Consider the following 24,649-nt stretch of genomic DNA (forward strand, 5'->3'; position numbering starts at 1 on the left):
CGCTCAACGTGCCGCGGATGCCGGCGGCATGTCCCCGGCATCCCCGGGCTCGCCCTGCAGGAAGCGTTCCGCGGTGCCGCCATCGTAGCCGATCAGGTAGTCCTGCAAACGCGCGCCCGACGCATAGCGCCACAGGCTGGGCATGACCTGCTCCCCGGCCACCGCGTAATACCTTTCGCGGTCGCCGGCCAGGGTGATCCGCGGCAGGTTCGCCGCGCCTGCGGGCAAGGCGGCGCCTGGGCGGTAGGCCAGCAGCCAGAAGCGATCGGGCTGCGCCAGCTTGCCCTCCTGCTGCAGGCGCGCGCGCAGCGCGAGCAGCGAATCGCACTGCGGGCAGGGCTCGGCATAGGTCATCACGATGCCGCCATCCGCGAGAAGCTCGCGCAGCGGGCGCGGCGGCTGGCCCGCGGCGAGGCGAACCTGCACGTCCCCGGGCACGGGCTGCCCCACCTGCGCAGCGGCCCGCTGCATGGCCTGCATGAAGGGATTGCCGGCATTGCCGCCGCTCCCTGCCGGCGGCGTAACGACCGCCGGCGTTGCCGCAGGGGCACTCGACACCGGCACGGAGCGACGCCAGAGCCCGATCGCCACCAATCCCACGAAGGCCACCACGGCGATGGCTATCAGCATGCGGGTTACTTTGTTTTCAGGGGCCATCGCCTTCACCCGTTTATCATGAATGAATAGAAAAAACAGCGCACCCGCATCAGATGCGCTGCTCAACGATGATGCCTTAGAACAGAACTATCACCGGCAGGGAATTTCCCAGCAAGTCGTATCAACACGACATTCCGTCGGCGTACACACAGTACCACTGCGGCAACGGAAGCAGGAATCGCGAATCTGTGCGAAGCCTTGCGCCATCGCAGGCCCAGCCATCACCAAAAGCATCAGGATTGCCGAGAAGCTCTTAACGCGTGACTTTCTCATAGTCAACCTCCGAGATTGGGCTTTAGGGTGCCGCGCGCAAATACAACCCTTCGCGGCGGTCTCTTGATTAACAGATCAGGGGGGGGGGGCAAGTTTGCGTCAACAAAATTGAGACGGCTATCATTATCGCTAGTCCCTCCGGGGAGTAGCCCGCCGCGGCGCCGCCGCGGCCCGCGCGTCAACATGCTTGGCCGACCGGCCATGGCGCGCGCTGCCGGCACCGCCGGCACGGGCAAGACCGAAGGCAGGCGCTGCGCACCCGGCCGGGCGACGCGGCGTTTGCGTTCGCGTCCCTGCCATTGCGCCCGGCCCGGAGTGTCCTGATGTTCGATGCGTTGTGGGTGTCCACCGGCGCGGTGGCCCTGGCCGAGATCGGCGACAAGACCCAGCTGCTGGCGCTGCTGCTGGCGGCGCGCTTCCGCCGGCCGTGGCCGATCATCGCCGGCATCCTGCTGGCGACCCTGCTCAACCATGCCCTGGCCGGCTGGCTGGGCGCGCTGGCGGCGCACTGGCTGACGCCGCAGGTGCTGCGCTGGAGCGTGGCCGCCAGCTTCATCGCGATCGCGCTGTGGACGCTGCGCCCGGACCGGCTGGACGCGGACGCGCCGCTGCCGGCGCGCGGGGCGTTCGTGGCCACCGTGCTCGCCTTCTTCCTGGCCGAGATCGGCGACAAGACCCAGGTCGCGACCGTGCTGCTGGCGGCCAAGTACCACCCGCTGTGGCAGGTGGTCGCCGGCACCACCGCCGGCATGCTGCTGGCGAACGTGCCGGTGGTGCTGCTCGGCAGCCGCTTCGCCGCGCGCCTGCCGCTGAAGGCGGCGCGGATCGCCGCGGCGCTGGTGTTCCTCGCGCTCGGGCTGTGGGCGGCGCTGGCCGGCGCAGGTTGAGCCCGCCGGCTTGCCGTATGCTGCCGGCGACCCCCGACCCGCCGCGCCGTGCTCGAGCTGCCCACCGGATTCCGCGACTTCCGCCAGCGCCTGCTGGCGCGCCCGGACGCCCTGATGCTGGAGCTGGGCGCCGGCGGCGAGCTGCTGGTGGCGCAGATCCGGGCCTGGCTGTCGCTGGCGCTGCTGGCGCTGCCGCTGGCCAACCAGCTCGGCGGCGGCGCGCTGTGGGAGAGCCTGGCCGGGCTGTCCGCGGTGACCGTCGCCATCGTCTGCTCGCAGCTGTGGCTGGCGCTCGCGCGCCGGCGCGGGCGCTACGGCTGGCTGCCGTGGGCGACCACCACCTACGACATCAGCCTGACCACCCTCGCGCTCGCCGGCCTGGCCACGCAGTCGCCGCCGATCGCGCTCAACAGCATGGTGGTGTGGGTGCTGTACCCACTGTCGATCGCGATGACCGCGCTGCGCAACGACGGCCGCCTGACCCTGTACGCCGGCGCGCTCGCCTTCGGCCAGTACCTGCTGCTGGTGCTGCTGGTGTTCCAGCTGACCACGCCGGAGCAGCGGATCTCGCTGGAGTACGGCACCGTGACGGTCTCCAACCAGGTGCAGCGGCTGGTGCTGGTGCTGCTGATGACCGCGCTGACCGCCGCCATCGTGTACCGCATGCAGCGGCTGGTGGACCTGTCCGGCAGCGACGGCCTGACCGGCCTGCCCAACCGCACCTGGCTGGTGCACCGCTTCCAGAGCCTGCTGGAGGACGCCCGCCGCGAGGCGACCTCGCTGTCGGTCTGCCTGCTCGACCTGGACTACTTCAAGCGCGTCAACGACGAGGCCGGCCATCCGGCCGGCGACCGCGCCCTGCACCACGTGGCGCAGGTGCTGTCCGAGCAGTTGCAGCCGGGCGAGATCCTGGCGCGGCTGGGCGGCGAGGAATTCGTGGTGGTGCTGCCGCACCCGCTCGGGCACGCCTGGGAGCGCGCGGAGACCCTGCGCCGCACGCTCGCTGCGCATCCGTTCGTGGACGAGCCCGGCGAGCCGCCGCGCCGGCTGACCTTCAGCGCCGGGGTCGCCTGCTGGCCGCAGGACGGCAGCGACCTGTCCGGCCTCCTGCGCCGGGCCGATGCGCGCCTGCGCCAGGCCAAGCGCGCCGGGCGCAACCGCTGCCTGGCGCGCGACGACTGACCGCCCCGCTTGCCGCCCCGGCCGCCGCTGACTACCCTGCCTGATCGCTCGAGCGGCCGACGGGCCGGGGATTGACCGGGATGGAAGGGATTTGGCGGATCGGGTTTGGCCTGTTCGGGCTGGCCGTGCTGGTGGGGATCGCGTGGCTGTTCTCCAACAACCGGCGCGCGGTGGACTGGCGCCTGGTCGGCACCGGCATCCTGCTGCAGGTCGGCTTTGCCGCGCTGGTGCTGCTGGTGCCGGGCGGGCGCGCGGTGTTCGACTCGCTGAGCAAGGGCTTCGTGCGGGTGCTGGGCTTCGTCGGCGAGGGCTCCGGCTTCGTGTTCGGCAGCCTGCTGGACACCGGCAAGTTCGGCTTCATCTTCGCCTTCCAGGTGCTGCCGACCATCATCTTCTTCTCCGCGCTGATGGGCGTGCTCTACCACCTGGGGGTGATGCAGGCGGTGGTGCGCGCGATGGCCTGGGCGATCACCAAGGTGATGAACGTGTCCGGCGCGGAGACCACCAGCGTGTGCGCCAGCGTGTTCATCGGTCAGACCGAGGCGCCGCTGACGGTGCGCCCGTACATCCCGCGGATGACCGAGTCGGAGCTGATCACGATGATGATCGGCGGCATGGCGCACATCGCCGGCGGCGTGCTGGCCGCCTACGTCGGCATGCTCGGCGGCAGCGACCCGGCGCAGCAGGCGTTCTTCGCCAAGCACCTGCTGGCCGCCTCGATCATGGCCGCGCCGGCGACCCTGGTGGTGGCCAAGCTGCTGATCCCGGAGACCGGCACCCCGCTCACCCGCGGCACGGTGAAGATGGAGGTCGAGAAGACCACCAGCAACGTGATCGACGCGGCCGCCTCCGGCGCCGCCGACGGCCTGCGCCTGGCGCTCAACATCGGCGCCATGCTGCTGGCGTTCATCGCCCTGATCGCGCTGCTCAACGCCCCGCTGACCTGGCTCGGCGAGGTCACCGGCCTGCAGGCGCTGCTGGGCAAGCCGACCAACCTGTCCACCCTGCTCGGCTACCTGCTGGCGCCGGTGGCGTGGGTGATCGGCACCCCGTGGCAGGACGCGACCACGGTCGGCGCGCTGATCGGGCAGAAGGTGGTGATCAACGAGTTCGTGGCCTACACCGAGCTGTCGCAGATCGTGAACGGCCAGGTACCGGGCGTGCACCTGAGCCGCGAGGGCGCGCTGATCGCGACCTACGCCCTGTGCGGCTTCGCCAACTTCAGCTCGATCGCGATCCAGATCGGCGGCATCGGCGGGCTGGCGCCGGAGCGCCGCCACGACCTCGCCCGCTTCGGCCTGCGCGCGGTGCTGGGCGGTTCGATCGCGACCTTCATGACCGCCACCATCGCCGGCGTGCTCACCCATTTCAGCTGAGCGATGGACGTCCTGGTCGTCGGCTCGTTCAACGTCGACCACGCCTGGCGGGTGGACAGGCTGCCGGCGCCCGGCGCGACCCTCGCCGGCAGCTATGCCTGCGGGCCCGGCGGCAAGGGCTTCAACCAGGCGGTCGCGGCGCGCCGCGCCGGCGCGGCGACCGCATTCGCCTGCTGCCTCGGCGACGACGACGGCGGCCGCCTCGCGCAGCGGCTGTGCGCGCAGGACGGCATCGCCCTGGCCGCGGCGCGGGTGGACGCGCCGACCGGCAGCGCCGGGATCTTCGTTGCCGCCGACGGCGCCAACAGCATCGTGGTGGCGGCCGGCGCCAACGCCGGGCTCACCCCGGCGCAGGCCGCCGCCGCGGTCGCCGCGCATCCGGCCGCGGTCGTGCTGGCGCAGCTGGAATCCCCGCCGCCCGCCGTGCACGCCGCGCTCGCCGCGGCCCGCGCACGCGGCGCGCTGGCCCTGCTCAACCCGGCGCCAGCGAATGCGCCGACGGACGCCGACCTGCTCGCGCTGGCGGACGTGCTGACCCCGAACGAGACCGAATTCGCCGCGCTGCTGGCGCGCCACGCCGGGATCGCGCTGGCCGCGGACGCGGTGGCGGGGCTGGCCGACGCCGCCCTGCACGCGCACTGCCGGCGGCTGCACCCGGGCGGCAGCGTGGTGGTCACCCTCGGCGCGCAGGGCGTGTTCGTCTCGCATGCCGCGGAGCGGCCGCGCGGCGATGCGGCCCTGGCCTACCGGGTGCCGGCGCCGCCCGCCGACGTGGTGGACACCACCGGGGCCGGCGACGCGCTCAATGGCGCGCTCGCCGCCGGCCTGGCGCGCCGGCCGCAGGCCGCGTTCGCGGACCTGGTCCGCTTCGCCGTGCGCTATGCCAGCCGCTCCACCGAGCGCGCCGGGGCGGCGCTGGCGATGCCCCACCTCGCGCTGGACTAAAGTGCGATGGCGCTGCAGATCGGCCCGTACCGGATCGACCCGCCGGTCGTGCTGGCGCCGATGGCGGGCGTCACCGACAAGCCGTTCCGGCTGCTGTGCAAGCAGCTCGGCGCGGGGCTGGCGGTCTCGGAGATGACCACCGCCGACCCGCGCTTCTGGCACACCGCCAAGTCGCGCCACCGCATGGACCATGCCGGCGAACCGGCGCCGGTCAGCGTGCAGATCGCCGGCACCGAGCCGGAGCAACTGGCCGCGGCGGCGCGCCACAACGTGGCCCACGGCGCGCAGATCATCGACATCAACATGGGCTGCCCGGCCAAGAAGGTGTGCAATGCCTGGGCCGGCAGCGCGCTGCTGCGCGAGCCGGGGCGGGTGGCGCGCATCCTCGCCGCGGTAGTCGCGGCGGTGGACGTGCCGGTGACGCTGAAGATCCGCACCGGCTGGGATGCCGGGCACCGCAACGCGCCGCTGATCGCGCGCATCGCCGAGGACGCCGGCATCGCCGCGCTCGCCATCCACGGCCGCACCCGCGACCAGCTGTACGCCGGCAGCGCGGAGTACGACACCATCGCCGCGGTGAAGGCGATGCTGGCGATCCCGGTGATCGCCAACGGCGACATCGATTCCCCGCACAAGGCCGCGGCGGTGCTGCGCCACACCGGCTGCGACGCGGTGATGGTCGGGCGCGCCGCGCAGGGGCGGCCGTGGCTGCTGCGCGAGATCGCGCACTTCCTCGCCACCGGCCGCCTGCTGCCGCCGCCCGCGCTGGCCGAGGTGCGCGACCTGCTGCTCGGCCATCTGCGCGCCCTGCACGCCTTCTACGGCGAGGAAGCCGGGGTGCGCATCGCGCGCAAGCACCTGGGCTGGTACGCCCGCGACCGCGCGGAGAACGCCGCCTTCCGCGCGGTGGTCAACCGCGCGCAGACCGCGGCCGAGCAGCTGCATCTGACCGCCGCGTACTTCGATGCGCTCGCCGACGGACGACCGCCGGCGCTGCCGGCGGTGGCCTGATCCCGCGACACCCACTCAGGCCGCGCGCGCCAGCACCGGCAGCGGGCGCGGCGGCAGCTCCGCCAGCACCTCGCCGTGCGGGCCGAGCAGGCGCAGGGTGCCGTCGGCCTCCTCCACCAGCGCGCTCAGGCTCTCCACCCAGTCGCCGTCGTTGGCGTACACCAGCCCGTCGCGCTCGATCAGCGCCGGACGGTGGATGTGGCCGCACACGATGCCATCCAGCCCGCGCCGGCGCGCGTCCGCCAGCCCGGCCTGCACGAACCGCGCGATGTAGCGCTCGGCCGCGCCGCTCTGGCGCTTGAGGAACTCCGACAGCGACCAGTAGCGCAGCCCGGCGCGGCGGCGCAGGCGGTTGAGCGCCTGGTTGCCGCTGAGGATGCGGTAGTACAGCCAGTCGCCGAACTTCTCCTGCAGGGTGCCGAAGTGGGTGATGTTGTCGAACTCGTCGCCGTGGGTGACCAGCAGGCGGCGGCCGTCGGCGGTCACGTGCACCACCCGCCGCCGCACCTGCATCGCCGGCAGGACCAGGCCGCACAGGCGCCGCGCCGGGCGGTCGTGGTTGCCGGGCACGTACACCAGCTCGGTGCCTGCGCGGCGCAGCGCGTGCAGCGCCTCGACCACGCGGTTGTGGGCGGCGCCCCAGCTGGCGCGCCGCTGCGCCAGCCACCACAAATCCACGATGTCCCCGACCAGGTACAGGCGCCGGCAGCGCAGGCGCGCGAGGAACTCGGCCAGCTCCTCGGCGTGGCAGTGGCGCGACCCCAGGTGCACGTCGGAGAGGAACACCGCGCGCCGCAGCGGCGGCAGCGCGGCCGGGCTCACGCCGGCGCTCCCGCGCGCGCCTCGCCGAGGTAGCGCTGGCGCTTCTTCGCGCGCATGCAGGCCAGGTCGACCTCGATCAGGCCGTCCACAGCGTCGCTGAAATCCGGGTCCACCCCGAACGCGAGGAAGCGCGCGCCGCCGGGCTCGCAAAGCTCGACGTACTGCTTGTACAGCATCGGCACCTGGGCGCCGAGCGCCTCGAGGTTGGCCTTGAGCACCCGGAACGCGGTGTCGGCGTCCAGCGCCGCGTCGTCCGGGTGCGCGGCCTCGTAGGCGAACGGCCGGCGCGCGGTGGCCTCGCCCGGCGGGCCGCCGTGCCAGCGCGCGTAGTGGGCGACGATCTGCGCGCGCGCCGCCGGCGGCAGGGCCGCGCTGATCGAGACCGCGCCGAACAGGTAGCGCACCTGCGGGTGCGCGCGCAGGTAGGCGCCGATGCCCTGCCACAGGTAGTCCAGGCTGCGGCTGCTCCAGTAGTCCGGGACCACGAAGCTGCGGCCCAGTTCCATGCCCTGCGCAATCCGCGCCAGCATGCCCTCGCCGTAGTCGAACAGGCTGGCGGTGTACAGCCCGCGCAGGCCGTGCGCGGCCAGGGTCGGCGCGCCGCGCGCGATCCGGTAGGCGCCGGCGATCTTCGCGGCCGCCGCATCCCACAGCACGATGTGCTCGTACCAGCTGTCCCAGGCGTCGAGGTCGCGCGCGCGCCCGGTGCCCTCGCCGACCGCGCGGAAGGTCAGCTCGCGCAGGCGCCCGATCTCGCGCAGCAGCGGCGCGTCCGGCGCCAGCGGACCGACCCGGATCTGCTTGCCGTCCGCGGTCTCGCCGAGCAGGCGCAGGCGCGCGATGCCGTCGGCCAGCGCACGCGGGTCCTCGGGCGGCGCCAGCGCCTGCGGGCCGGGCGCGGGCGGCGGCGCCTGCCGGCTGCGCGCACTGCCGAGCGCATACAGCTCCTCGCGCAGGGTGCGCAGCGCGCGCGCATCGTCGATCGCCGGCGCCAGCCGGCGCGGGCTGCCGACGTACAGCGCGATCCGGCGCTGGCGGCGGGCGAACATCTCGCGCGCCAGCAGCGCGGTGCCGGCCGGCTTGAACAGCGCCGAGGCACCGTAGAACAGCGCCGAGTTGCGGGCCTGGATGCGCACCGGCAGCACCGGTGCGTCGCAGCGCCGGGCGAAGCGCAAAAAGCCGCGCCGCCAGCGGCCGTCGCGGATCCCGCGCGGGCCCAGGCGCGACACCTCGCCGGCCGGGAACAGGACCACGCATTCCTCGCGCGCCAGCGCGCGCTCGATCGCCTGCACACTGTCCGCGCTCGGGCGGCCGCCGAGGATGCGGATCGGCAGCAGCAGCTCGTCGAGGTTGTCGATCGCGGCCAAAAAGTCGTTGGCGACGATCCGCACGTCGCGCCGGACCTGCGCCAGCGCATCCAGCAGGGCCAGCGCGTCGAGCGCGCCGGAGGGGTGGTTGGCGATCACCAGCAGGCGCCCGTGCGCCGGGATCTGCGCCAAGTCGGCCGGCTCCAGCGCGTAGCCGGCGCCGAGGTGCTGGATCGCCGCGCGCACGAAGTCGAAGCCGCGCAGCCCGCGGTTGCCGGCCATGAACGCCTCGATCTCGTCCAGCCGCGACCATTGCGCCAGGCCGCGCAGCAGCGGCTTGACCACGGCCGCACGGCGGCCGCGGAACCAGTGCGGAAAACGGGCGTGCAGGCGCTGTTCCAGTTGCAGCATCGGACGGTCGGCAATCCCCGGATGCCTGCCGATGCTGGGCCCGGCGCGCGTCAGCCGGGTTGCGCGCGGATTGCGCGGCGGTGACAGCGCCGGCAACCCCTGCTTAACGCGACCGCAGGCAGGGTGCACGCGAGCGCGCATGCCTGTATCATGCGCGCCCATCTTTTCATCCGAATACAAGGATATAGCGCGATGGCGACCACCCTGTTCACGTCCGAATCCGTGTCCGAAGGCCATCCGGACAAGATCGCGGACCAGATCTCGGACGCGGTGCTGGATGCGATCCTGGCCCAGGACACCCGCGCCCGCGTGGCCTGCGAGACCCTGGTCAAGACCGGCGCGGCGATCGTCGCCGGCGAGATCACCACCAGCGCGTGGGTCGACATCGAGGAGCTGACCCGCAAGGTCATCAACCACATTGGCTACGACAACAGCGGCGTCGGCTTCGACGGGCACACCTGCGCGATCATCAACATGATCGGCAAGCAGTCCCCGGACATCAACCAGGGCGTGGACCGCAAGAAGCCGGAGGACCAAGGCGCGGGCGACCAGGGCCTGATGTTCGGCTATGCCTGCAACGAGGCGCCGGAGTTCATGCCGGCCCCGATCTACTACGCGCACCGCCTGGTCGAGCAGCAGGCCAAGGTGCGGAGGATGAAGAAGTCGCCGCTGCCGTGGCTGCGCCCGGACGCCAAGAGCCAGGTCACCCTGCGCTACGACGGCCATGACATCGTCGGCCTCGACGCGGTGGTGCTCTCGACCCAGCACGACCCGGGCATCAAGCACAAGGACATCGTGGAGGGCGTGCGCGAGCACATCCTGCGCCCGGTGCTGCCGAAGAAGTGGCTGGACGCGCTGCCGAAGAACAAGGTGTTCATCAACCCGACCGGCAAGTTCGAGATCGGCGGCCCGGTGGGCGACGCCGGCCTGACCGGGCGCAAGATCATCGTCGACACCTACGGCGGCATGGCCCGCCATGGCGGCGGCGCGTTCTCCGGCAAGGACCCGTCGAAAGTCGACCGCTCGGCCGCCTACGCCGCGCGCTACGTGGCCAAGAACATCGTCGCCGCCGGCCTGGCCGACAAGTGCGAGGTGCAGGTGAGCTACGCCATCGGCGTGGCCGAACCGACCTCGATCGCGGTCACCACCTTCGGCACCGGCAAGGTCGACGATGCGCTGATCGAGAAGCTGATCCGCGCCCACTTCGACCTGCGCCCGTACGGCATCATCCAGATGCTCGACCTGCTGCATCCGATCTACCGCGAGACCGCCAGCTACGGCCACTTCGGGCGCAAGCCGAAGCAGGTCAGCTACACCGACGGCCACGGCAACCCGCAGACCGCCACCGCGTTCTCGTGGGAGAAGACCGACAAGGCCGAGGAACTGCGGCGCGCGGTCAAGGTCAAGTAAGCCGCGACGGCGGCAGGCAACACCCGGACGGGCCGCAGCGATGCGGCCCGTTCGCGCAAGCGCACCGGCTTGCGCGCACCGTCCACCGCCGCCGCAGCGGCATCGTCGGCAGAAGCTGCCGGCCGCAGCGGTATAATTCCGCCATTCGCCGAGGGGCGCTGCGATCGTGGCCACCACGACCAGGCTCGGCATCGAACAACGGCGCCCGTGACCGCATTCCACCGCACTCACGGAGCACTGCCATGAACGCACAGATCCAGCCCCTCCCCGCCGCCGCCGACTACAAGGTGGCCGACATCTCGCTGGCCGACTGGGGCCGCAAGGAAATCGAGATCGCCGAGCACGAGATGCCCGGCCTGATGGCGATCCGCGCCAAGTACGCGCCGCAGCAGCCGCTCAAGGGCGTGCGCGTGACCGGCTCGCTGCACATGACCATCCAGACCGCGGTGCTGATCGAGACCCTGAAGGACCTCGGCGCCGACGTGCGCTGGGCCTCCTGCAACATCTTCAGCACCCAGGACCACGCCGCCGCCGCGATCGCCGCGTCCGGCACCCCGGTGTTCGCCTGGAAGGGCGAGACCCTGGAGGAATACTGGGACTGCACCCTGGCCGCGCTGACCTTCCCCCTGCCCGACGGCACCCTGGGCGGCCCGCAGCTGGTGGTGGACGACGGCGGCGACGTCACCCTGCTGATCCACAAGGGCTACGAGCTGGAGCAGGGCGACGAGCGCTGGGTGAACGCGCCCTCCACCAGCCACGAGGAGCAGGTGATCAAGGACCTGCTCAAGCGCGTCGCCAAGGAGCGCCCCGGCTACTGGACGCGGGTGGTGAAGGACTGGAAGGGCGTGTCCGAGGAGACCACCACCGGCGTGCACCGCCTGTACCAGCTGGCCGAGGCCGGCAAGCTGCTGGTGCCGGCGATCAACGTCAACGACTCGGTCACCAAGAGCAAGTTCGACAACCTGTACGGCTGCCGCGAGTCGCTGGCCGACGGCCTGAAGCGCGCGATGGACGTGATGCTGGCCGGCAAGGTGGCGGTGGTGTGCGGCTATGGCGACGTCGGCAAGGGCAGCGCCCACTCGCTGCGCGCCTACGGCTGCCGCGTGATCGTCACCGAGATCGACCCGATCTGTGCGCTGCAGGCGGCGATGGAGGGCTTCGAGGTGAAGACCGTCGAGGACACCCTCGGCACCGCCGACATCTACGTCACCTGCACCGGCAACCGCGACATCATCACCCTCGAGCACATGCAGGCGATGAAGGACCAGGCCATCGTCTGCAACATCGGCCACTTCGACAACGAGATCCAGGTCGACCGCCTCAACGCCAGCGGCGCGGTGAAGACCAACATCAAGCCGCAGGTGGACAAGTACACCTTCGCCGACGGCCACAGCATCTTCCTGCTGGCCGAAGGCCGCCTGGTCAACCTCGGCTGCGCCACCGGGCATCCCAGCTTCGTGATGAGCAACAGCTTCAGCAACCAGACCCTGGCGCAGATCGACCTGTGGGCCAACCGCGAGTTCTACGACCCCAAGGTCTACATCCTGCCGAAGAAGCTGGACGAGGAAGTGGCGCGCCTGCACCTGGAGAAGATCGGGGTCAAGCTGACCCGGCTGAGCAAGTCGCAGGCGGAGTACCTCGGCGTGCCGCAGGACGGCCCGTTCAAGCCGGCGCACTACCGCTACTGATCCTGACCCGCACCGGCGGCGGACACGGGAACGGGTGCCGCGCGGCGCCCGTTCGCGTGGCGGGTCAGGAACTGCCGATCACCAGCCCGGCGACGAACACGATCACCCCGCCCACGATCACCTGCACCGCGGCCGAGCCGAGCGGGGTGTCCATGTAGCGGTGGCGGATCCAGGCGATCACCAGCAGCTCCACCACCACCACCGCGACCGCCAGCACCAGCGCGGTGGTGAAGGACGGCAGCAGGAACGGCAGGGTGTGGCCAATCGCGCCGAGGAAGGTCATGCCGCCGCACACCGCCCCGCGCAGCCAGGGATCGCCGCGCCCGCTGAGCTTGCCGTCGTCCGACAGGCCTTCTGAGAACGCCATGCTGATGCCGGCGCCGACCGCGGTCGCCAGCCCGACCAGGAAGGTGGTGCGGCTGTCGTGGGTGGCCAGCGCCGCCGCGAACAGCGGGGCCAGCGACGAGATCGAGCCGTCCATCAGGCCTTCCAGCCCCGGCTGCACCACGCTGAGGACGAAGCTGCGCCGCTGCTGCAGCTCGGCGTCGGGATCGGGGGCGGTCGGGGGCGAAGGCGAAGTCATGCGGGCAACGCGCTCGGCGCAGGTGGCGATGGAACCCCATCATGCGTGAACCCATCGGCAGGGTCATCCCGCCCCCACTACCGCCCGCCGCTCGCCCTGCCTCCCCGGCGCAGATTGCATCCGCATGAAGCGATATAGTCCCGCCATCCCCGCCAGCGTCCACGCCATGCTGCCCATCTCGTTCGAGTTCTATCCGCCCAAGACCGAGGAGCAGCGCGCGCAGCTCGACCGTACCGTGGCGCGGCTGGCGCCGTGGGGCGCGCAGTTCATGTCGGTCACCTTCGGCGCCGGAGGCTCCACCCTCAGCCACACCCCGGAGACCGTGCAGCGCCTGCGCCACACCCACGGGGTCCCCGCGGTGCCGCACATCAGCTGCGTCGGCGGCAGCCGCGAGGAGCTGCGCGCGTTGCTCAAGCTGTACCGCGCGCTCGGCTGCGACCGGGTGGTGGCGCTGCGCGGCGATCTGCCCTCCGGCATGGCGCGCAGCGGCGACCTGCGCCACGCCAGCGAACTGGTGGCGCTGATCCGCGCCGAGCATGGCGCGCACTTCCACGTCGAGGTCGCCGCCTACCCGGAGTTCCATCCGCAGGCCGAGGACGCGCTGGCCGACCTGCGCCACTTCAAGGCCAAGGTCGAGGCCGGCGCGGACGGCGCCATCACCCAGTACTTCTACAACGCCGACGCCTACTTCCGCTTCGTCGAGGACGTGCGCCGGCTGGGGGTGGAGATCCCGATCGTGCCGGGGATCATGCCGATCTCCAACTACGCGCAGCTGCGCCGGTTCTCGGAGGCCTGCGGGGCCGAGATCCCGCGCTGGATCGACCGCCGCATGCGCGCGTTCGGCGACGACGCCGACGCGGTGCGTGCGTTCGCCGCCGACCTGGTCGCCGCGCTGTGCCGGCGCCTGCTCGACGGCGGCGCGCCCGCCCTGCATTTCTATACGCTGAACCTGGCCCGGCCGACCCTGGCGGTGCTGGCGCGCCTGCAGTGACCGCCGCCGCAGTCCGCGCGCGCGCCGGCGCGTAAGCTTGCGCGGATGCGCCCGCTCCCACGCTTCCTGCCCGCCATGCTGCTGGCCGTCCTCGCGCTGCCATGGGCGTGGCCGGCCTCGGCCCAGGTCCGCCGCTGCGTGCAGGCCGACGGCACCGAGGTCTATACCGACCGCGCCTGCGAGGCGATCGGCGCGCGCGAGCGCCTGCCGCCGGCGCCGCCGCGCGGCGGCGATGCGGCCACCGGCGTGCGCCCGACCTGCGCACGCAGCGTGGAGGACCTGGCCTATGCGGTGCAGGAGGCGCTGCAGGCGGGGGATGCCAACCGCCTCGCCGCCTGGTACGACTGGAGCGGGATGCGCACCGCCGACGGCTACCGGCTGATGGAGCGGCTGCAGGCGATCGCCGCGCGGCCGCTGGTGGACGTGCAGCCGGCCTACGCCGTACCGCCCGCGGACGCGCCGCTGCCGGCGCCGGCCGCCGAATCGGGCGCCCCCGCGCCGGCCGCACCGCCGCCGCCCCCGCGCCTGCGCGGGTTGCAGGTGGAGCAGACCCTGGCCGACGGCCACACCCCGAGCCGGGTGCTGTTCGGCCTCAGCCGCCGCTACGGCTGCTGGTGGATCCGCCTCTGACCTGCGCGAACAAGGCACGCCGCCACGCTTGCGGCACAATGGGCGCTTTCGGCAGCGACGCGGAGCGGCGGCATGCACTACCCCGACTGGATCTGGCACAACGGCGCGATCAAGCCCTGGGCCGAGGCGACTACCCACGTGATGGCGCACGCCCTGCACTACGGCTCCTCGGTGTTCGAGGGCATCCGCTGCTACGACACCGCGCGCGGCCCGGCGATCTTCCGCCTGAGCGACCACAACCGGCGCCTGTTCGCCTCCGCCAAGATCCACGAGATCGCGATCCCCTACTCGCTGGAGCAGATCAACGCGGCCTGCCGCGAGGTGATCCGCGCCAACGGCTACGCCACCGACTACCTGCGCCCGGTCGCGTTCCGCGGCCTCGGCGGGCTGGGGCTGTCGGCCGACACCCCGGTGGACGTGGCGGTGGCCAGCTGGAAAATGGGCAAGTACCTCGGCGAGGGCGTGCTCGAGACCGGCATCGACGCCTGCGTATCGAGCTGGCAGCGGTTCGCGCCGAACACCATCCCGGCCGGTGCCAAGGCCGGCGGCAACTACCTCTCCGGCAGCTTGGTCGCGCGCGAGGCGCGCCGGCTCGGGTTTGGCGAGGGCATCGCACTGGCCGCCAGCGGCCTGCTCAGCGAGGGCGCCGGCGAGAACCTGTTCCTGGTGTTCGACGGCGCGCTGCACACCCCGCCAGTCAGCGCCGCGCTGCTCAACGGCATCACCCGCCACAGCCTGATCACGCTCGCCCGCGACGCCGGCATCCCGGTGGTGGAGCGCGACCTGCCGCGCGAATACCTCTATCTGTGCGACGAGCTGTTCATGTGCGGCACCGCGGCGGAGATCACCCCGATCCGCTCGGTGGACGGCCGCCAGATCGGCGACGGCAAGGCCGGCCCGCTCACCCGGCGCATGCAGGCGCTGTTCTTCGGACTGTTCGACGGCCGCACGCCGGACCGCTACGGCTGGCTGGAACCGGTCGACGCCTGAGCCTGGGCAGCGCGCCCGGGCGCGAAGCGCAGGGTGGCGACCACGCCCTTCTCCGCGCCCGGCCGCACCTGCACGTCCCAGCCGTACAGCGCGCAGAGGCGGCGCACGATCGACAGGCCGATGCCGCCGCCCTGGGAAAGCCCGGCATGGGTGCCGCGGTAGCCGCGCTCGAACAGGCGCGCGGCGTCCTCGGCGCTCAGGCCCGGGCCGGAATCGACCACCTCCACCGCGGCGTCCAGCACCCGCACCACCACCGCGCCGCTGGGGGTGTACTTGACCGCGTTGCCGATCAGGTTGCCGAGCGCGACCGCCAGCACCGGTTCCGGCACCTCCACCGGCAGGCTCGGCCGCCCCTCCAGGCGCAGTTCCAGCGGCTTGCTGCCGAGCTGCGCGCGGTGGCTGTCGAGCAGCTGCTGGGCGACCTTGGCCGCGTCGCACTGGCCGACCCCGCGCTCGTTGCGCGACAGCAGCAGCAGCGCGCCGATCAGGTCGCTGCACTGCTGCTCGGCGCGCTGGATGCGCAGCAGGCGCACGCGGGTGCGCTCGTCGAGGTCGGGCTTGGCCAGCAGCAGCTCGACCGCGCCGCGGATCACCGCCAGCGGGGTGCGCAGCTCGTGGCTGACGTCGGCGTTGAACTCGCGGTCGCGCTGCACGACCTCGGTCAGGCGCGCGGCATAGTCGTCCAGGGCGCGCGCCAGCTCGCCCACCTCGTCGTCGGCGAAATGCGGGGCCAGCGGCGCCGGCGCCGAGCTGGCGCCGGAGCGGCGCAGGCGCTGCGCCAGTTCGGTCACCGGGCTCATCACCCGCGACGCCGACCACCAGCCGATCAGCAGCGACAGCAGGGTGAACACGCCGACGCTGGCGATCAGCGCATGCACCAGCTGGCGCTGGCTCTCGCGCTCCTCGGCGATGTCGTAGGCCAGGAAGAACCAGTAGTCCGGATCCTTGCGCACCGCCAGCTTGTAGGCGCGGGTCTGGTGGGTGACCGGGTCGCGCATGCTGATCTCGTGCACGCCGTTGGGCAAGTCGCGCCACTCCGGCGGCACCCGGTCCAGCTTGCGGGTGCTGAACTGGCGGCCCTGGATCTTCTCGAACGGGATGCCGACCGCGTTCGGGTTCAGGTAGAAGCCCTCGGCGAAGGCGTTGTTGTTCTTCTCCAGCGCGGCGCCGAGGACCTGGTTCTCGACCCGGTTGCGCAGGTACACGGTGGTGGCGGCGATCAGCGCGGTCAGCGCCAGCCCGAACACCGCGAACGACAGGATGATGCGGGTGCGCAGGCGGCGGCGGACGCGCGCCGGGCGCCGCGCCGCGGGTGCCTCAGCCGTCGGCATCGGGCGGCGCGATCCGGTAGCCGATGCCGTGCCGGGTCTGGATCATCGGCTTGGCGAACGGCTTGTCGACCGCCGCGCGCAGGCCGTGGATGTGCACCCGCAGCGAGTCGGAGTCGGGCAGCTCCTCGCCCCACACCCGGGTCTCCAGGTCCTGGCGGGTGACCACCGCCGGGGAGGCCTCCATCAGCGCCTGCAGGATCTTCAGCGCGGTGGGGTTCAGCTGCAGCAGGCGGCCCTCGCGGCGCACCTCCAGGGTGTCGAGGTTGTATTCCAGCTCGCCGACGGTGAGCACCCGCGCCTGCGGCCCGCGCGCGCGCCGCGCCAGCGCCTGCAGGCGCACGTCCACTTCCTGCAGCGCGAACGGCTTGATCAGGTAGTCGTCGGCCCCGGAATCGAAGCCGGACAGCTTGTTCTCGAGCGAGTCGCGCGCGGTCAGCATCAGCACCGGGGTCTGCTTGCGCGCCTCGTTGCGCAGCTTGCGGCAGACCTCCAGCCCGTCCATGCCCGGCAGGTTGAGGTCGAGCACGATCGCGTCGAAATCGTTGACCACCGCCAGGTGCAGCCCGGTCACCCCGTCCGCGGCGAAGTCTACGGTATGGCCGCGGTCCTCGAGGTAGTCGCCGAGGTTGGCGGCGATGTCGGCGTTGTCTTCGATCACCAGGATGCGCATGGTCGGTCCTTGCAGGCGGCCCGGCCGGGCCGCGAGGCCCGCCCGCGCGGGATGCCCCCGATTCTGGCACAGCGCCGGGCGGCGGCGACATGCCCGCGCGCCTGTGCGCGGGCCGTGGCGCACGGGCCGACAAACAAAGGCCCGGGCGCCTGCGCGCCCGGGCCTAACACCATCGGAAGGATGGTCACTGCTGCCCTGCCGACGGCCCGGGGGAGTGGGCCTCGGCATGCACACGATGCGGCAGGCGCGATTAAACGTCCGTAAAGCCCGCGTTCGCGGTTCGTTTGCGGCGCGCGCCGGCCAGCCCGGCGACGTAGTCCACGATGCAGCCGGCCACGTCGATCCCGGTCGCGGTCTCGATGCCTTCCAGCCCCGGCGAGGAATTGACCTCCAGCACCAGCGGGCCGCGCTGGCTGCGCAGCATGTCCACCCCGGCCACGCCGAGGCCGAGCACCGCCGCCGCGCGCACCGCAGTGGCCGCTTCCTCGCGGCTCAGGCGCGCCGCGCGCGCGGTGCCGCCGCGGTGCAGGTTGGAGCGGAAGTCGCCCTTGGCCGCCTGCCGGCGCATCGCCGCCACCACCCGCCCGCCGACCACGAAGCAGCGCAGGTCGGCGCCCTTGGCCTCGGCGATGAACTCCTGCACCAGGAAGTTGGCGTACAGCCCGCGCAGGGTCTCGATCGCCCCGCGCGAGGCGGACAGCTTCTCGGTCAGCATCACCCCCGCCCCCTGCGCGCCCTCGTTGAGCTTGATCACGTGCGGCGGCGGCCCGAGCATCGCCAGCAGGTCGGTGGTGTCGTCCGGGTTGTCGCCGAACACCGTGCGCGGCAGGCCGATGCCCTGCGCGGCCAGCAGCTGGTGCGCGTGCAGCTTGTCGCGCGCGCGCGCGATCGCGTCCGCGCTGCTCGGGGTGGCGCTGCCCATCAGCTCGAACTGGCGCAGCACCGCGCAACCGTAGCGGGTGACCGAGGCGCCGATCCGCGGCACCACCGCCGCGTAGCCGGTCACCCGCGCGCCCTTGTAGTGCATCTCGAAGCCGTCCTCGCCGATCTTGAGGTAACAGCGCAAGGGATCGAGCACGCGCACGCTGTGCCCGCGCGCGCGCGCGGCCTCGGCCAGGCGGCGGGTCGAATACAGCTTGCCGTTGCGGGAGAGGATCGCCAGCTTCATCGCATCGCCTTGCGCCAGCAGCATCCGGCGCACGGGTTGCAGCCGCGTGAAGGCGCCCCCGGCCGGCATGGAAAAGGGCGGCCCCGGAGGGCCGCCCTTGCGGTCATGGAGCGGGTGATGGGAATCGAACCCACGTTAGCAGCTTGGGAAGCTGCAGTTCTACCATTGAACTACACCCGCGACGGGGCGAAGTCTAAGCCGGCGCTGGCCGCGCTGACAATCCGTCGGTGCCGGCTGCGGCCCTCAGAAGCGGCCGCCGACGGTCAGGTAGAAGCTGGCGTCGTTGCCGCCCTTCTGGCCGACCGTGAGCTGGCTGCCGGTCGCCACGTCCAGCCCCAGCACCCGGCTGCGCACGCCGTAGCTCAGGGTGGCGTAGGTGCGGTCGAACGGCTGCCCCGGGACCGCGTACGGCAGGGTGCCCGGCATCGACTGCGCCTGCGCGAACGCCTGCGCCGGGTTGGCCTTGAAGTCGTGGTCCCAGGTCAGCCGCGCATACGGCACCAGGTCCTCGTGGATGGCGTAGCTCGCCTGCCAGCCGGCGCTGCCGATCAGCGAGTCCACCCGCTGCTTGGGATAGGCCAGCGAGGTGGACAGAGTGGGGTCGCTCTCGGCATAGCCGTCTACCGTGATCCGCTGCGCCAGCAGGCCGACCACCGGGCCGTGGCGGAACGCCCCCTGGCCGAACTCCCAGCCGGCATCGGCGCCGGCGCTGAGGTTGTCGCCGCCGGGCGAGCCGGAATGCACGCGCACCGCCTGGCCGAGGTTGACCTGCCGGCGCACGTCGTAGGACAGCTTGGTCCAGCTCAGCTGGGCGTCCGCCCACAGCGGGCCGGAGCGCCAGCCGAGGTAGCCGCCGAGGCTGGCGTCGCTCTGGCGGAACTTGCCGCGGCGCAGGCCGAAATCCTGGTCCTGGCGGCCATAGGCCACGAACCCGCCGTAGGCGAGGTTGCCGCTGCGCCAGCCGACCCCGAAGGTGCCGGCCGGGCCGATCCCGTCGTAGTGGAACGGCGCGCCGTAGCGCTGCTGCACGCCGGACAGGCTGCCCCACCAGCGCATGCCGTCGCCGTCCTGCGCCAGCAAGTCGGCGGTCGCGGCCTGCACCAGCTGCGCGCGCGCGCGCCCGGTGACCGCGGCCGAGTGCGGCAGCAGCGCGATCTGGCGCGGGCCCTCGATCACCGAGATCGCAAAATCCGCCAGCGCCCGCTGCGCCGCCGTGGTCGGGTGCACCCCGTCCGCGAACAGGTAGTTGGTCGCCCCGCCCGGCACCGTCGAGTACGGGTTGCAGAACAGCGAGGAGTCCCCGGCCGGGGCCGGCTGGCTGACGCAGGCCGGCGAGGTGACGTTGGTCAGGCCGAACGCAGCCGGGCTGGCCACCACCTCCTGCAGGAAGTGGAAGGTGTCCAGCGGGATCACCCGCAGGTTGGCCGAGGCCAGCGCGCCGAACAGGCCGCTGTTGTAGGTATTGGCCAGGGCGGTGCCCTGCGCCATGGCGGCGGCGCCGCCGGCGCGCGCCGACGGGGTCAGGCCGAGGTCGGGGATGTTCGGCACCAGGATGTACTGCGCACCGGCCTGGGTCAGCGCGCCGATCAGCCCGACCTGGGCACTGACCGCACCGGAGATGATGCTCTGCGCCTGGCTCGGGTTGGCCTGCACCGCGAACAGGTCGTTGGCGCCGCCCCACACGGTGTACAGCGCGCCCGGATCGACCTTGTTGCCGGCCGCCAGGTAGGCCTGGTACTGCGCGGTCAGCGAGGGCGTGTAGCCGAGGCCGCCGACGTAGCTGGTGCCGTTGCGGGCGCCGCCGACCGCCCAGTTGTTGCCGGAGGCCGGGGTCGGGGTGGCGGTGGTGTTGCCGGTCCAGGCCGGCTGCGCGTTGCTGCCGTAGTAGTCGGCCAGGTACTGCGCCCAGACATAGCCGGGGTTGGTGGTGAACTGGCCGACCAGCGCGCCGTTCGGGCCGAGCATCTGGATCAGCATGGGGCGGAAGTAGCCGCCGTCGGTCAGGCTGTCGCCGAAGAAGATGGTCTTGGTGAACGGCGAGCGGTCGGCGGCCTGCGCCGCGAGGGGCAGCGCGGCGAGGGCGAGGGCGGCGGCCAGGGCAGTGCGCAGGAATCGGGGCTTCATGGGGTTCCTCGGGTTGGGGCGCGGACGATACGACGGCGCATGGTGAAATGGTTTCATCGTTCCGTCATCGTCTCACGCTGCAGCGCGTCACGCCGCGCAGCGCCCCGCCCGGACGCGCAGGAGGCTGCCGGCGCGCGCCCGGCATGGGACAATCCGCGCATGGAGATCGTGCTCAACGGACAGCCGCATCCGGTCGCTCCCGGCACCCGCGTGGCCGACCTGCTCGAACACACCGGCCTGGCCGGGCGGCGGGTCGCGGTCGAACTCAACGGGCGCATCCTCCCGCGCGCACAGCACGCCAGCCAGGTGCTGGCCGCCGGCGACCGGGTGGAGATCGTGCACGCGCTCGGCGGCGGCTGAGCCGCGGCTGTCCGCCGGCGCGCATGCCCGGCGCACGCCGGCCGCGCGGCGCATGCGCGATAATCCGCGCATGGACACCCCTTTCCCCCACGACCCGCTGGTGATCGCGGGCAAGGCCTATGCCTCGCGCCTGCTGACCGGCACCGGCAAGTTCAAGGACCTCGACGAGACCCGGCGCGCCACCGAGGCCGCCGGCGCCGAGATCGTCACCGTCGCGATCCGCCGCACCAACATCGGGCAGACCCCGGGCGAGCCCAACCTGCTCGACGTGCTGCCGCCGGACCGCTACACCCTGCTGCCGAACACCGCCGGCTGCTACAGCGCGGAGGACGCGGTGCGCACCTGCCGGCTCGCGCGCGAGCTGCTCGACGGCCACCCGCTGGTCAAGCTGGAGGTGATCGGCGATCCGCGCACGCTCTACCCGGACGTGGTGCAGACCCTGCGCGCGGCCGAGACCCTGGTGGCCGAGGGCTTCCAGGTGATGGCCTACACCAGCGACGACCCGGTGCTGTGCAAGCGCCTGGAGGAGATCGGCTGCGTGGCGGTGATGCCGCTGGCCGCGCCGATCGGCTCCGGGCTCGGCATCCAGAACCGCTACAACCTGCTGGAGATCGTGGAGAACGCCCGGGTGCCGATCCTGGTGGACGCCGGGGTCGGCACCGCGTCGGATGCCAGCATCGCGATGGAGCTGGGCTGCGACGGGGTGCTGATGAATACCGCGATCGCCGGCGCCGGCGACCCGGTGCGGATGGCGCACGCTATGCGGCTGGCGGTGGAGGCCGGCCGCCACGCCTTCCTCGCCGGGCGCATCCCGCGCAAGCGCTTCGCCAGCGCGTCCTCGCCGCTGGACGGAGTGATCGGCTGACGATGACCGACCCTGCGCGCAGCGACGGGCGCAAGGCCCCGCCCAAGCCCTACACCGTGGCCGACGGCGAGCGCCGGGTGCGCAGCTTCGTGCTGCGCCAGGGCCGCTTCACCGAGGCCCAGCAGCGCGCGTTCGCGCAGCTGTGGCCGCGCTACGGGCTGGACTACGCCGGCCGCCCGCGCGACCTCGACGCCGCGTTCGGGCGGCAGGCGCCGCGGGTGCTGGAGATCGGCTTCGGCAACGGCGAGGCGCTGCTGCACTCGGCACGCCAGGACCGCGCCCGCGACCACCTCGGGATCGAGGTGCATGCGCCCGGGGTCGGGCGCCTGCTCAACGCGTTGGCGCGCGAGGACCTCGGGCACGTGCGGGTCTACCACCACGACGCGGTGGAGGTGCTGCAGCACGAGATCGCGGACGGCGCGCTGGACGAGGTGCGGATCTACTTCCCCGACCCGTGGCACAAGAAGCGCCATCACAAGCGGCGGCTGGTCAACCCCGCGTTCGCCGCGCTGGTGGTGCGCAAGCTCGCGCCGGGCGGCCGCTTGCACCTGGCCACCGACTGGGCCGACTATGCCGAGCAGATGTGGGACGTGCTCGACGCCACCGCCGGCCTGCGCAACCGCGCCGGCCCGCGCGGGCACGTGGCGCGCCCGGACTGGCGCCCGCAGACCCATTTCGAGGCGCGCGGCCGGCGCCTCGGGCACGGGGTGTGGGACCTGCTGTACGACCGCGCCTGAGGCGGGCATGGGCGCCGCCGCGGGGATCGGCCAGGACTAACGCGACCGGACGAGGGGGATGGACACCACGCTGACGCTCACCACCGACATGGAGCTGGTGCTCGGGCTGGTGGCGTTCACCATGGTGATGTTCCTGTTCGAGCGGGTGCGCCCGGACGTGGTCGCGCTGGCGGTGCTGGTGGTGCTCGGCCTGACCGGGCTGGTCCCGCGCGAGGACATCTTCGGCGGCTTCGCCGGCAACGCGGTGATGAGCCTGATCGCGACCATGGTGCTCGGCGCCGGGCTCGACCGCACCGGCGCGCTCAACCGCCTGGCCGGCTGGCTGCTGCGGCGCGCGCACGGGATCGAGTCGCGCCTGCTGCTGCTGGCCAGCGGCGCCGCCGGCCTGACCAGCTCGCTGATGCAGAACCCGGCGGTGATGTCGCTGTTCCTGCCGGTGGCCTCGCGGCTGTCCGCGCGCACCGGGCTGACCCTGTCGCGCCTGCTGCTGCCGCTGGCGGCGGCGATCGTGATGGGTGGCGGGCTGACCATGGTCGGCAACTCGCCGCTGATCCTGCTCAACGACCTGCTGGTGGCGGCCAATGCCAACCTGCCCTCCGGCGCGGCCACCCTCGCGCCGCTGGGGATGTTCGCGCCGCTGCCGGTCGGGCTGGCGCTGCTGGCGCTGTCGCTGGCGTACTTCCGGTTCTTCGGCAGCGCGCGCCTGCGCGACGACGGCGACGAGGCGGTGACCCCGGCGCGCACCCAGAGCTACTTCGCGCGGGTGTACGGCATCGAGGGCGACGTCCACGAGCTGACGGTGACCGCGGACAGCCCGCTGGTCGGCATGACCGTGGGCGACATCGAGGCGCTGCACGATGCGCCGCTGCTGCTGGCGCTGCGCACCGGCGAGGAGTCGCGGCTGTCGCCGCCGGCGGACGCGCGGGTGTGGGTCGGCAGCGTGCTCGGGGTGATGGGCCCGCGCGCGGCGGTGGCCGACTTCGCGCAGAACAAGTTCCTGCGGCTGTCCTCGCGGCTGCGGGTGTTCGCCGACCTGTTCAACCCCAGCCGCGCCGGCATCTCCGAGGCGGTGGTGCCGCCGACCTCGCGCTTCATCGGCAAGACCTCCTCCGAGCTGCGCCTGCGCAAGCAGTACGGCCTGAGCCTGCTGGCGATCAACCGCGACCAGCAGGTGCTGCGCGACGACGTGCGCCGGATCCCGATCCGCGCCGGCGACATGCTGGTGCTGCACAGCGTGTGGACCGACCTGGCGCAGGCGGCGCGGGACAAGGACTTCGTGGTGGTCACCGACTACCCGAAGGACGAGCAGCGCCCGCACAAGTTCAAGATCGCGATGGCGATCTTCGCCGGCGCCATGCTGCTGGCGCTGAGCACCCGCATCCCGGTGCCGATCGCGCTGATGGCCGGGGTGGTGGCGATGCTGGTGGCCGGGGTGATCCACATCGACGAGGCCTACGCCGCGATCAGCTGGAAGACGGTGTTCCTGATGGCCTGCCTGATCCCGCTGGGCTGGGCGATGGACTCCAGCGGCGCCGCGGCGTGGGTGGCCGGGCACACCCTGGACCGGCTGCCGGCCGGCTTCCCGCTGTGGCTGCTGCAGCTGCTGATCGGGCTGCTGACCACCCTGTTCTCGCTGGCGATCAGCCACGTCGGCGCGACCATCCTGATGGTGCCGATCGCGATCAACGTCGCCCTCGCGGCGGGCGGCAACCCGACCGGGTTCGCGCTGGTGGTGGCGCTGGCGGCCTCCAACAACCTGATGACCGCCTCCAACCCGGTGATCGCGATGGTCAGCGGGCCGGCCAACTACACCGCGCGCGACCTGTGGCGGGTCGGCGGGCCGCTGTCGCTGCTGTACCTGCTGGTCAGCGTGGCGGTGGTGAACCTGCTCTACTAGACCGGCTCCGGCCCCAGCCAGACCCGGCCCTGCGCGCAATGCACCGGCACCGGGCGCAGCCCCTCGCCGCGGCAGGGGCCGGCGACGCAGCGTCCGTCGTCGAGGGCGAAGCTGGCCCCGTGCGCGGCGCACACCAAATGGCCCGCGCGGTCGCGCAGGAACTGCCCGGGCGCCCAGTCCAGCCGACGCCCGGCGTGCGGGCAGACGTTCAGCCACGCGCGCACGCCGCCGTCGGCGGCGCGGTGCACGATCAGCGACTCGGCATCGCCGTCTAGCACCGCCTCGACTTCGCGCAGGGCGTCCGGCGGCAAATCCGCGAGGGCCAGCAAGGACG

At 72.5% G+C, this 24,649-nt stretch carries 23 protein-coding genes, 1 tRNA gene and 1 riboswitch; of the genes, 14 read left to right on the forward strand and 10 right to left on the reverse strand.

Annotated features, from left to right (window positions below; genetic code table 11):
* Nucleotides 1-3: 3 nt before the first annotated feature.
* Nucleotides 4-666 carry a hypothetical protein gene (locus ML340_RS07325; RefSeq protein WP_240098223.1) on the reverse strand — a complete coding sequence of 221 codons (663 nt, stop codon included), beginning with the start codon at nucleotides 664-666 and terminating at the stop codon, nucleotides 4-6.
* A 587-nt stretch (nucleotides 667-1,253) separates the two neighbouring features.
* On the opposite strand from ML340_RS07325, the gene ML340_RS07330 reads away from it, so the two are divergent.
* The 5 genes from ML340_RS07330 (at nucleotide 1,254) to dusB (ending at nucleotide 6,331) form a co-directional block, all read left to right on the forward strand.
* The gene (locus ML340_RS07330) at nucleotides 1,254-1,817 is read left to right on the forward strand and encodes a TMEM165/GDT1 family protein (RefSeq protein ID WP_240098225.1); all 564 of its coding nucleotides are present in this window, start codon (nucleotides 1,254-1,256) and stop codon (nucleotides 1,815-1,817) included.
* Nucleotides 1,818-1,865: 48 nt separating this feature from the next.
* Entirely contained in the window at nucleotides 1,866-2,999 is a 1,134-nt protein-coding gene (locus tag ML340_RS11935; RefSeq protein WP_338064420.1) for a GGDEF domain-containing protein, read from the forward strand.
* A gap of 80 nt (nucleotides 3,000-3,079) precedes the next feature.
* Nucleotides 3,080-4,375, forward strand: coding sequence for a NupC/NupG family nucleoside CNT transporter (locus ML340_RS07340; protein ID WP_240098227.1), 1,296 nt, complete (start codon nucleotides 3,080-3,082; stop codon nucleotides 4,373-4,375).
* Between the two features lie 3 nt (nucleotides 4,376-4,378).
* A complete protein-coding gene (locus ML340_RS07345) occupies nucleotides 4,379-5,320 on the forward strand; it encodes a PfkB family carbohydrate kinase (protein WP_240098228.1) in 942 nt (313 codons plus the stop codon).
* 12 nt (nucleotides 5,321-5,332) lie between these two features.
* On the forward strand, nucleotides 5,333-6,331 hold the full coding sequence (gene dusB, locus ML340_RS07350; protein WP_240098370.1) for a tRNA dihydrouridine synthase DusB: 999 nt from the start codon (nucleotides 5,333-5,335) through the stop codon (nucleotides 6,329-6,331).
* 15 nt (nucleotides 6,332-6,346) lie between these two features.
* Here the strand turns inward: dusB and ML340_RS07355 are convergent, their stop codons facing one another.
* Together ML340_RS07355 and olsF are read right to left on the reverse strand one after the other, a co-directional pair.
* The gene (locus ML340_RS07355; RefSeq protein ID WP_240098230.1) at nucleotides 6,347-7,153 is read right to left on the reverse strand and encodes a UDP-2,3-diacylglucosamine diphosphatase; all 807 of its coding nucleotides are present in this window, start codon (nucleotides 7,151-7,153) and stop codon (nucleotides 6,347-6,349) included.
* Nucleotides 7,150-8,871 carry a bifunctional ornithine lipid synthase OlsF gene (gene olsF / locus ML340_RS07360; RefSeq protein ID WP_240098232.1) on the reverse strand — a complete coding sequence of 574 codons (1,722 nt, stop codon included), beginning with the start codon at nucleotides 8,869-8,871 and terminating at the stop codon, nucleotides 7,150-7,152. The genes ML340_RS07355 and olsF overlap by 4 nt, the downstream gene beginning before the upstream one ends.
* 192 nt (nucleotides 8,872-9,063) lie before the next feature.
* On the opposite strand from olsF, the gene metK reads away from it, so the two are divergent.
* Both metK and ahcY read left to right on the forward strand, forming a co-directional pair.
* Nucleotides 9,064-10,281, forward strand: a complete 1,218-nt coding sequence (gene metK / locus ML340_RS07365; RefSeq protein ID WP_240098234.1) for a methionine adenosyltransferase — start codon at nucleotides 9,064-9,066, stop codon at nucleotides 10,279-10,281.
* 144 nt (nucleotides 10,282-10,425) lie between these two features.
* A riboswitch (S-adenosyl-L-homocysteine riboswitch) is annotated at nucleotides 10,426-10,495 on the forward strand.
* Between the two features lie 28 nt (nucleotides 10,496-10,523).
* Nucleotides 10,524-11,969, forward strand: a complete 1,446-nt coding sequence (gene ahcY, locus ML340_RS07370; protein ID WP_240098236.1) for an adenosylhomocysteinase — start codon at nucleotides 10,524-10,526, stop codon at nucleotides 11,967-11,969.
* Nucleotides 11,970-12,033: 64 nt separating this feature from the next.
* On the opposite strand, the gene ML340_RS07375 is transcribed toward ahcY, so the two are convergent.
* On the reverse strand, nucleotides 12,034-12,552 hold the full coding sequence (locus tag ML340_RS07375) for a VIT1/CCC1 transporter family protein (RefSeq protein WP_275672660.1): 519 nt from the start codon (nucleotides 12,550-12,552) through the stop codon (nucleotides 12,034-12,036).
* 166 nt (nucleotides 12,553-12,718) lie between these two features.
* Here ML340_RS07375 and metF point away from each other — a divergent pair, with 166 nt between their 5' ends.
* The 3 genes from metF (at nucleotide 12,719) to ML340_RS07390 (ending at nucleotide 15,163) form a co-directional block, all read left to right on the forward strand.
* Entirely contained in the window at nucleotides 12,719-13,543 is an 825-nt protein-coding gene (gene metF / locus ML340_RS07380; protein ID WP_240098372.1) for a methylenetetrahydrofolate reductase [NAD(P)H], read from the forward strand.
* Nucleotides 13,544-13,588: 45 nt separating this feature from the next.
* Nucleotides 13,589-14,173, forward strand: a complete 585-nt coding sequence (locus ML340_RS07385) for a hypothetical protein (protein WP_240098238.1) — start codon at nucleotides 13,589-13,591, stop codon at nucleotides 14,171-14,173.
* A gap of 72 nt (nucleotides 14,174-14,245) precedes the next feature.
* On the forward strand, nucleotides 14,246-15,163 hold the full coding sequence (locus ML340_RS07390) for a branched-chain amino acid transaminase (RefSeq protein WP_240098240.1): 918 nt from the start codon (nucleotides 14,246-14,248) through the stop codon (nucleotides 15,161-15,163).
* On the opposite strand, the gene ML340_RS07395 is transcribed toward ML340_RS07390, so the two are convergent.
* The 5 genes from ML340_RS07395 to ML340_RS07415 all read right to left on the reverse strand — a co-directional run bounded on the left by ML340_RS07395 (nucleotide 15,133) and on the right by ML340_RS07415 (nucleotide 20,429).
* Nucleotides 15,133-16,494: a sensor histidine kinase gene (locus tag ML340_RS07395; RefSeq protein WP_240098242.1), complete on the reverse strand. Its 1,362-nt coding sequence runs from the start codon at nucleotides 16,492-16,494 to the stop codon at nucleotides 15,133-15,135. The two genes, ML340_RS07390 and ML340_RS07395, sit on opposite strands and share 31 nt — an antisense overlap.
* Nucleotides 16,481-17,164 carry a response regulator transcription factor gene (locus ML340_RS07400; RefSeq protein WP_240098244.1) on the reverse strand — a complete coding sequence of 228 codons (684 nt, stop codon included), beginning with the start codon at nucleotides 17,162-17,164 and terminating at the stop codon, nucleotides 16,481-16,483. Before ML340_RS07400 ends, ML340_RS07395 begins: the two co-directional genes overlap by 14 nt.
* A 250-nt stretch (nucleotides 17,165-17,414) precedes the next feature.
* On the reverse strand, nucleotides 17,415-18,332 hold the full coding sequence (gene rimK / locus ML340_RS07405) for a 30S ribosomal protein S6--L-glutamate ligase (RefSeq protein ID WP_338064421.1): 918 nt from the start codon (nucleotides 18,330-18,332) through the stop codon (nucleotides 17,415-17,417).
* 106 nt (nucleotides 18,333-18,438) lie between these two features.
* Nucleotides 18,439-18,512: transfer RNA gene (locus tag ML340_RS07410), tRNA-Gly, on the reverse strand.
* A 63-nt stretch (nucleotides 18,513-18,575) separates the two neighbouring features.
* Entirely contained in the window at nucleotides 18,576-20,429 is a 1,854-nt protein-coding gene (locus ML340_RS07415) for an autotransporter domain-containing protein (protein WP_425608295.1), read from the reverse strand.
* A 186-nt stretch (nucleotides 20,430-20,615) separates the two neighbouring features.
* Between ML340_RS07415 and thiS the strand changes: the two genes are divergently transcribed.
* From thiS to ML340_RS07435, 4 genes are all read left to right on the forward strand, one after another.
* Nucleotides 20,616-20,816: a sulfur carrier protein ThiS gene (thiS, locus tag ML340_RS07420; RefSeq protein ID WP_240098248.1), complete on the forward strand. Its 201-nt coding sequence runs from the start codon at nucleotides 20,616-20,618 to the stop codon at nucleotides 20,814-20,816.
* A 70-nt stretch (nucleotides 20,817-20,886) separates the two neighbouring features.
* Nucleotides 20,887-21,681, forward strand: coding sequence for a thiazole synthase (locus tag ML340_RS07425; protein ID WP_240098250.1), 795 nt, complete (start codon nucleotides 20,887-20,889; stop codon nucleotides 21,679-21,681).
* A 2-nt stretch (nucleotides 21,682-21,683) separates the two neighbouring features.
* Nucleotides 21,684-22,418: a tRNA (guanosine(46)-N7)-methyltransferase TrmB gene (gene trmB / locus ML340_RS07430; RefSeq protein ID WP_240098252.1), complete on the forward strand. Its 735-nt coding sequence runs from the start codon at nucleotides 21,684-21,686 to the stop codon at nucleotides 22,416-22,418.
* Between the two features lie 58 nt (nucleotides 22,419-22,476).
* A complete protein-coding gene (locus ML340_RS07435; RefSeq protein WP_240098254.1) occupies nucleotides 22,477-24,315 on the forward strand; it encodes an SLC13 family permease in 1,839 nt (612 codons plus the stop codon).
* Here the strand turns inward: ML340_RS07435 and ML340_RS07440 are convergent.
* Nucleotides 24,312-24,644, reverse strand: a complete 333-nt coding sequence (locus tag ML340_RS07440; RefSeq protein WP_240098256.1) for a Rieske (2Fe-2S) protein — start codon at nucleotides 24,642-24,644, stop codon at nucleotides 24,312-24,314. The two genes, ML340_RS07435 and ML340_RS07440, sit on opposite strands and share 4 nt — an antisense overlap.
* Nucleotides 24,645-24,649 lie beyond the last annotated feature (5 nt).

Origin of the sequence: Thermomonas flagellata (genome assembly GCF_022419185.1) — a bacterium.
GTDB classification, from domain to species: Bacteria; Pseudomonadota; Gammaproteobacteria; order Xanthomonadales; family Xanthomonadaceae; genus Thermomonas; species Thermomonas flagellata.

Bases quoted from the DNA above. Each gene is read 5' to 3' on its own strand.
- ML340_RS07400 (WP_240098244.1), bottom strand. From the start codon at position 17,164: ATGCGCATCCTGGTGATCGAAGACAACGCCGACATCGCCGCCAACCTC.
- ML340_RS07395 (WP_240098242.1), bottom strand. From the start codon at position 16,494: ATGCCGACGGCTGAGGCACCCGCGGCGCGGCGCCCGGCGCGCGTCCGC.
- ML340_RS07375 (WP_275672660.1), bottom strand. From the start codon at position 12,552: ATGACTTCGCCTTCGCCCCCGACCGCCCCCGATCCCGACGCCGAGCTG.
- ML340_RS07390 (WP_240098240.1), top strand. From the start codon at position 14,246: ATGCACTACCCCGACTGGATCTGGCACAACGGCGCGATCAAGCCCTGG.
- ML340_RS07345 (WP_240098228.1), top strand. From the start codon at position 4,379: ATGGACGTCCTGGTCGTCGGCTCGTTCAACGTCGACCACGCCTGGCGG.
- ahcY (WP_240098236.1), top strand. From the start codon at position 10,524: ATGAACGCACAGATCCAGCCCCTCCCCGCCGCCGCCGACTACAAGGTG.
- ML340_RS07425 (WP_240098250.1), top strand. From the start codon at position 20,887: ATGGACACCCCTTTCCCCCACGACCCGCTGGTGATCGCGGGCAAGGCC.
- metF (WP_240098372.1), top strand. From the start codon at position 12,719: ATGCTGCCCATCTCGTTCGAGTTCTATCCGCCCAAGACCGAGGAGCAG.
- ML340_RS07435 (WP_240098254.1), top strand. From the start codon at position 22,477: ATGGACACCACGCTGACGCTCACCACCGACATGGAGCTGGTGCTCGGG.
- thiS (WP_240098248.1), top strand. From the start codon at position 20,616: ATGGAGATCGTGCTCAACGGACAGCCGCATCCGGTCGCTCCCGGCACC.
- metK (WP_240098234.1), top strand. From the start codon at position 9,064: ATGGCGACCACCCTGTTCACGTCCGAATCCGTGTCCGAAGGCCATCCG.
- ML340_RS07340 (WP_240098227.1), top strand. From the start codon at position 3,080: ATGGAAGGGATTTGGCGGATCGGGTTTGGCCTGTTCGGGCTGGCCGTG.
- ML340_RS07385 (WP_240098238.1), top strand. From the start codon at position 13,589: ATGCGCCCGCTCCCACGCTTCCTGCCCGCCATGCTGCTGGCCGTCCTC.
- rimK (WP_338064421.1), bottom strand. From the start codon at position 18,332: ATGAAGCTGGCGATCCTCTCCCGCAACGGCAAGCTGTATTCGACCCGC.
- ML340_RS07330 (WP_240098225.1), top strand. From the start codon at position 1,254: ATGTTCGATGCGTTGTGGGTGTCCACCGGCGCGGTGGCCCTGGCCGAG.
- olsF (WP_240098232.1), bottom strand. From the start codon at position 8,871: ATGCTGCAACTGGAACAGCGCCTGCACGCCCGTTTTCCGCACTGGTTC.
- trmB (WP_240098252.1), top strand. From the start codon at position 21,684: ATGACCGACCCTGCGCGCAGCGACGGGCGCAAGGCCCCGCCCAAGCCC.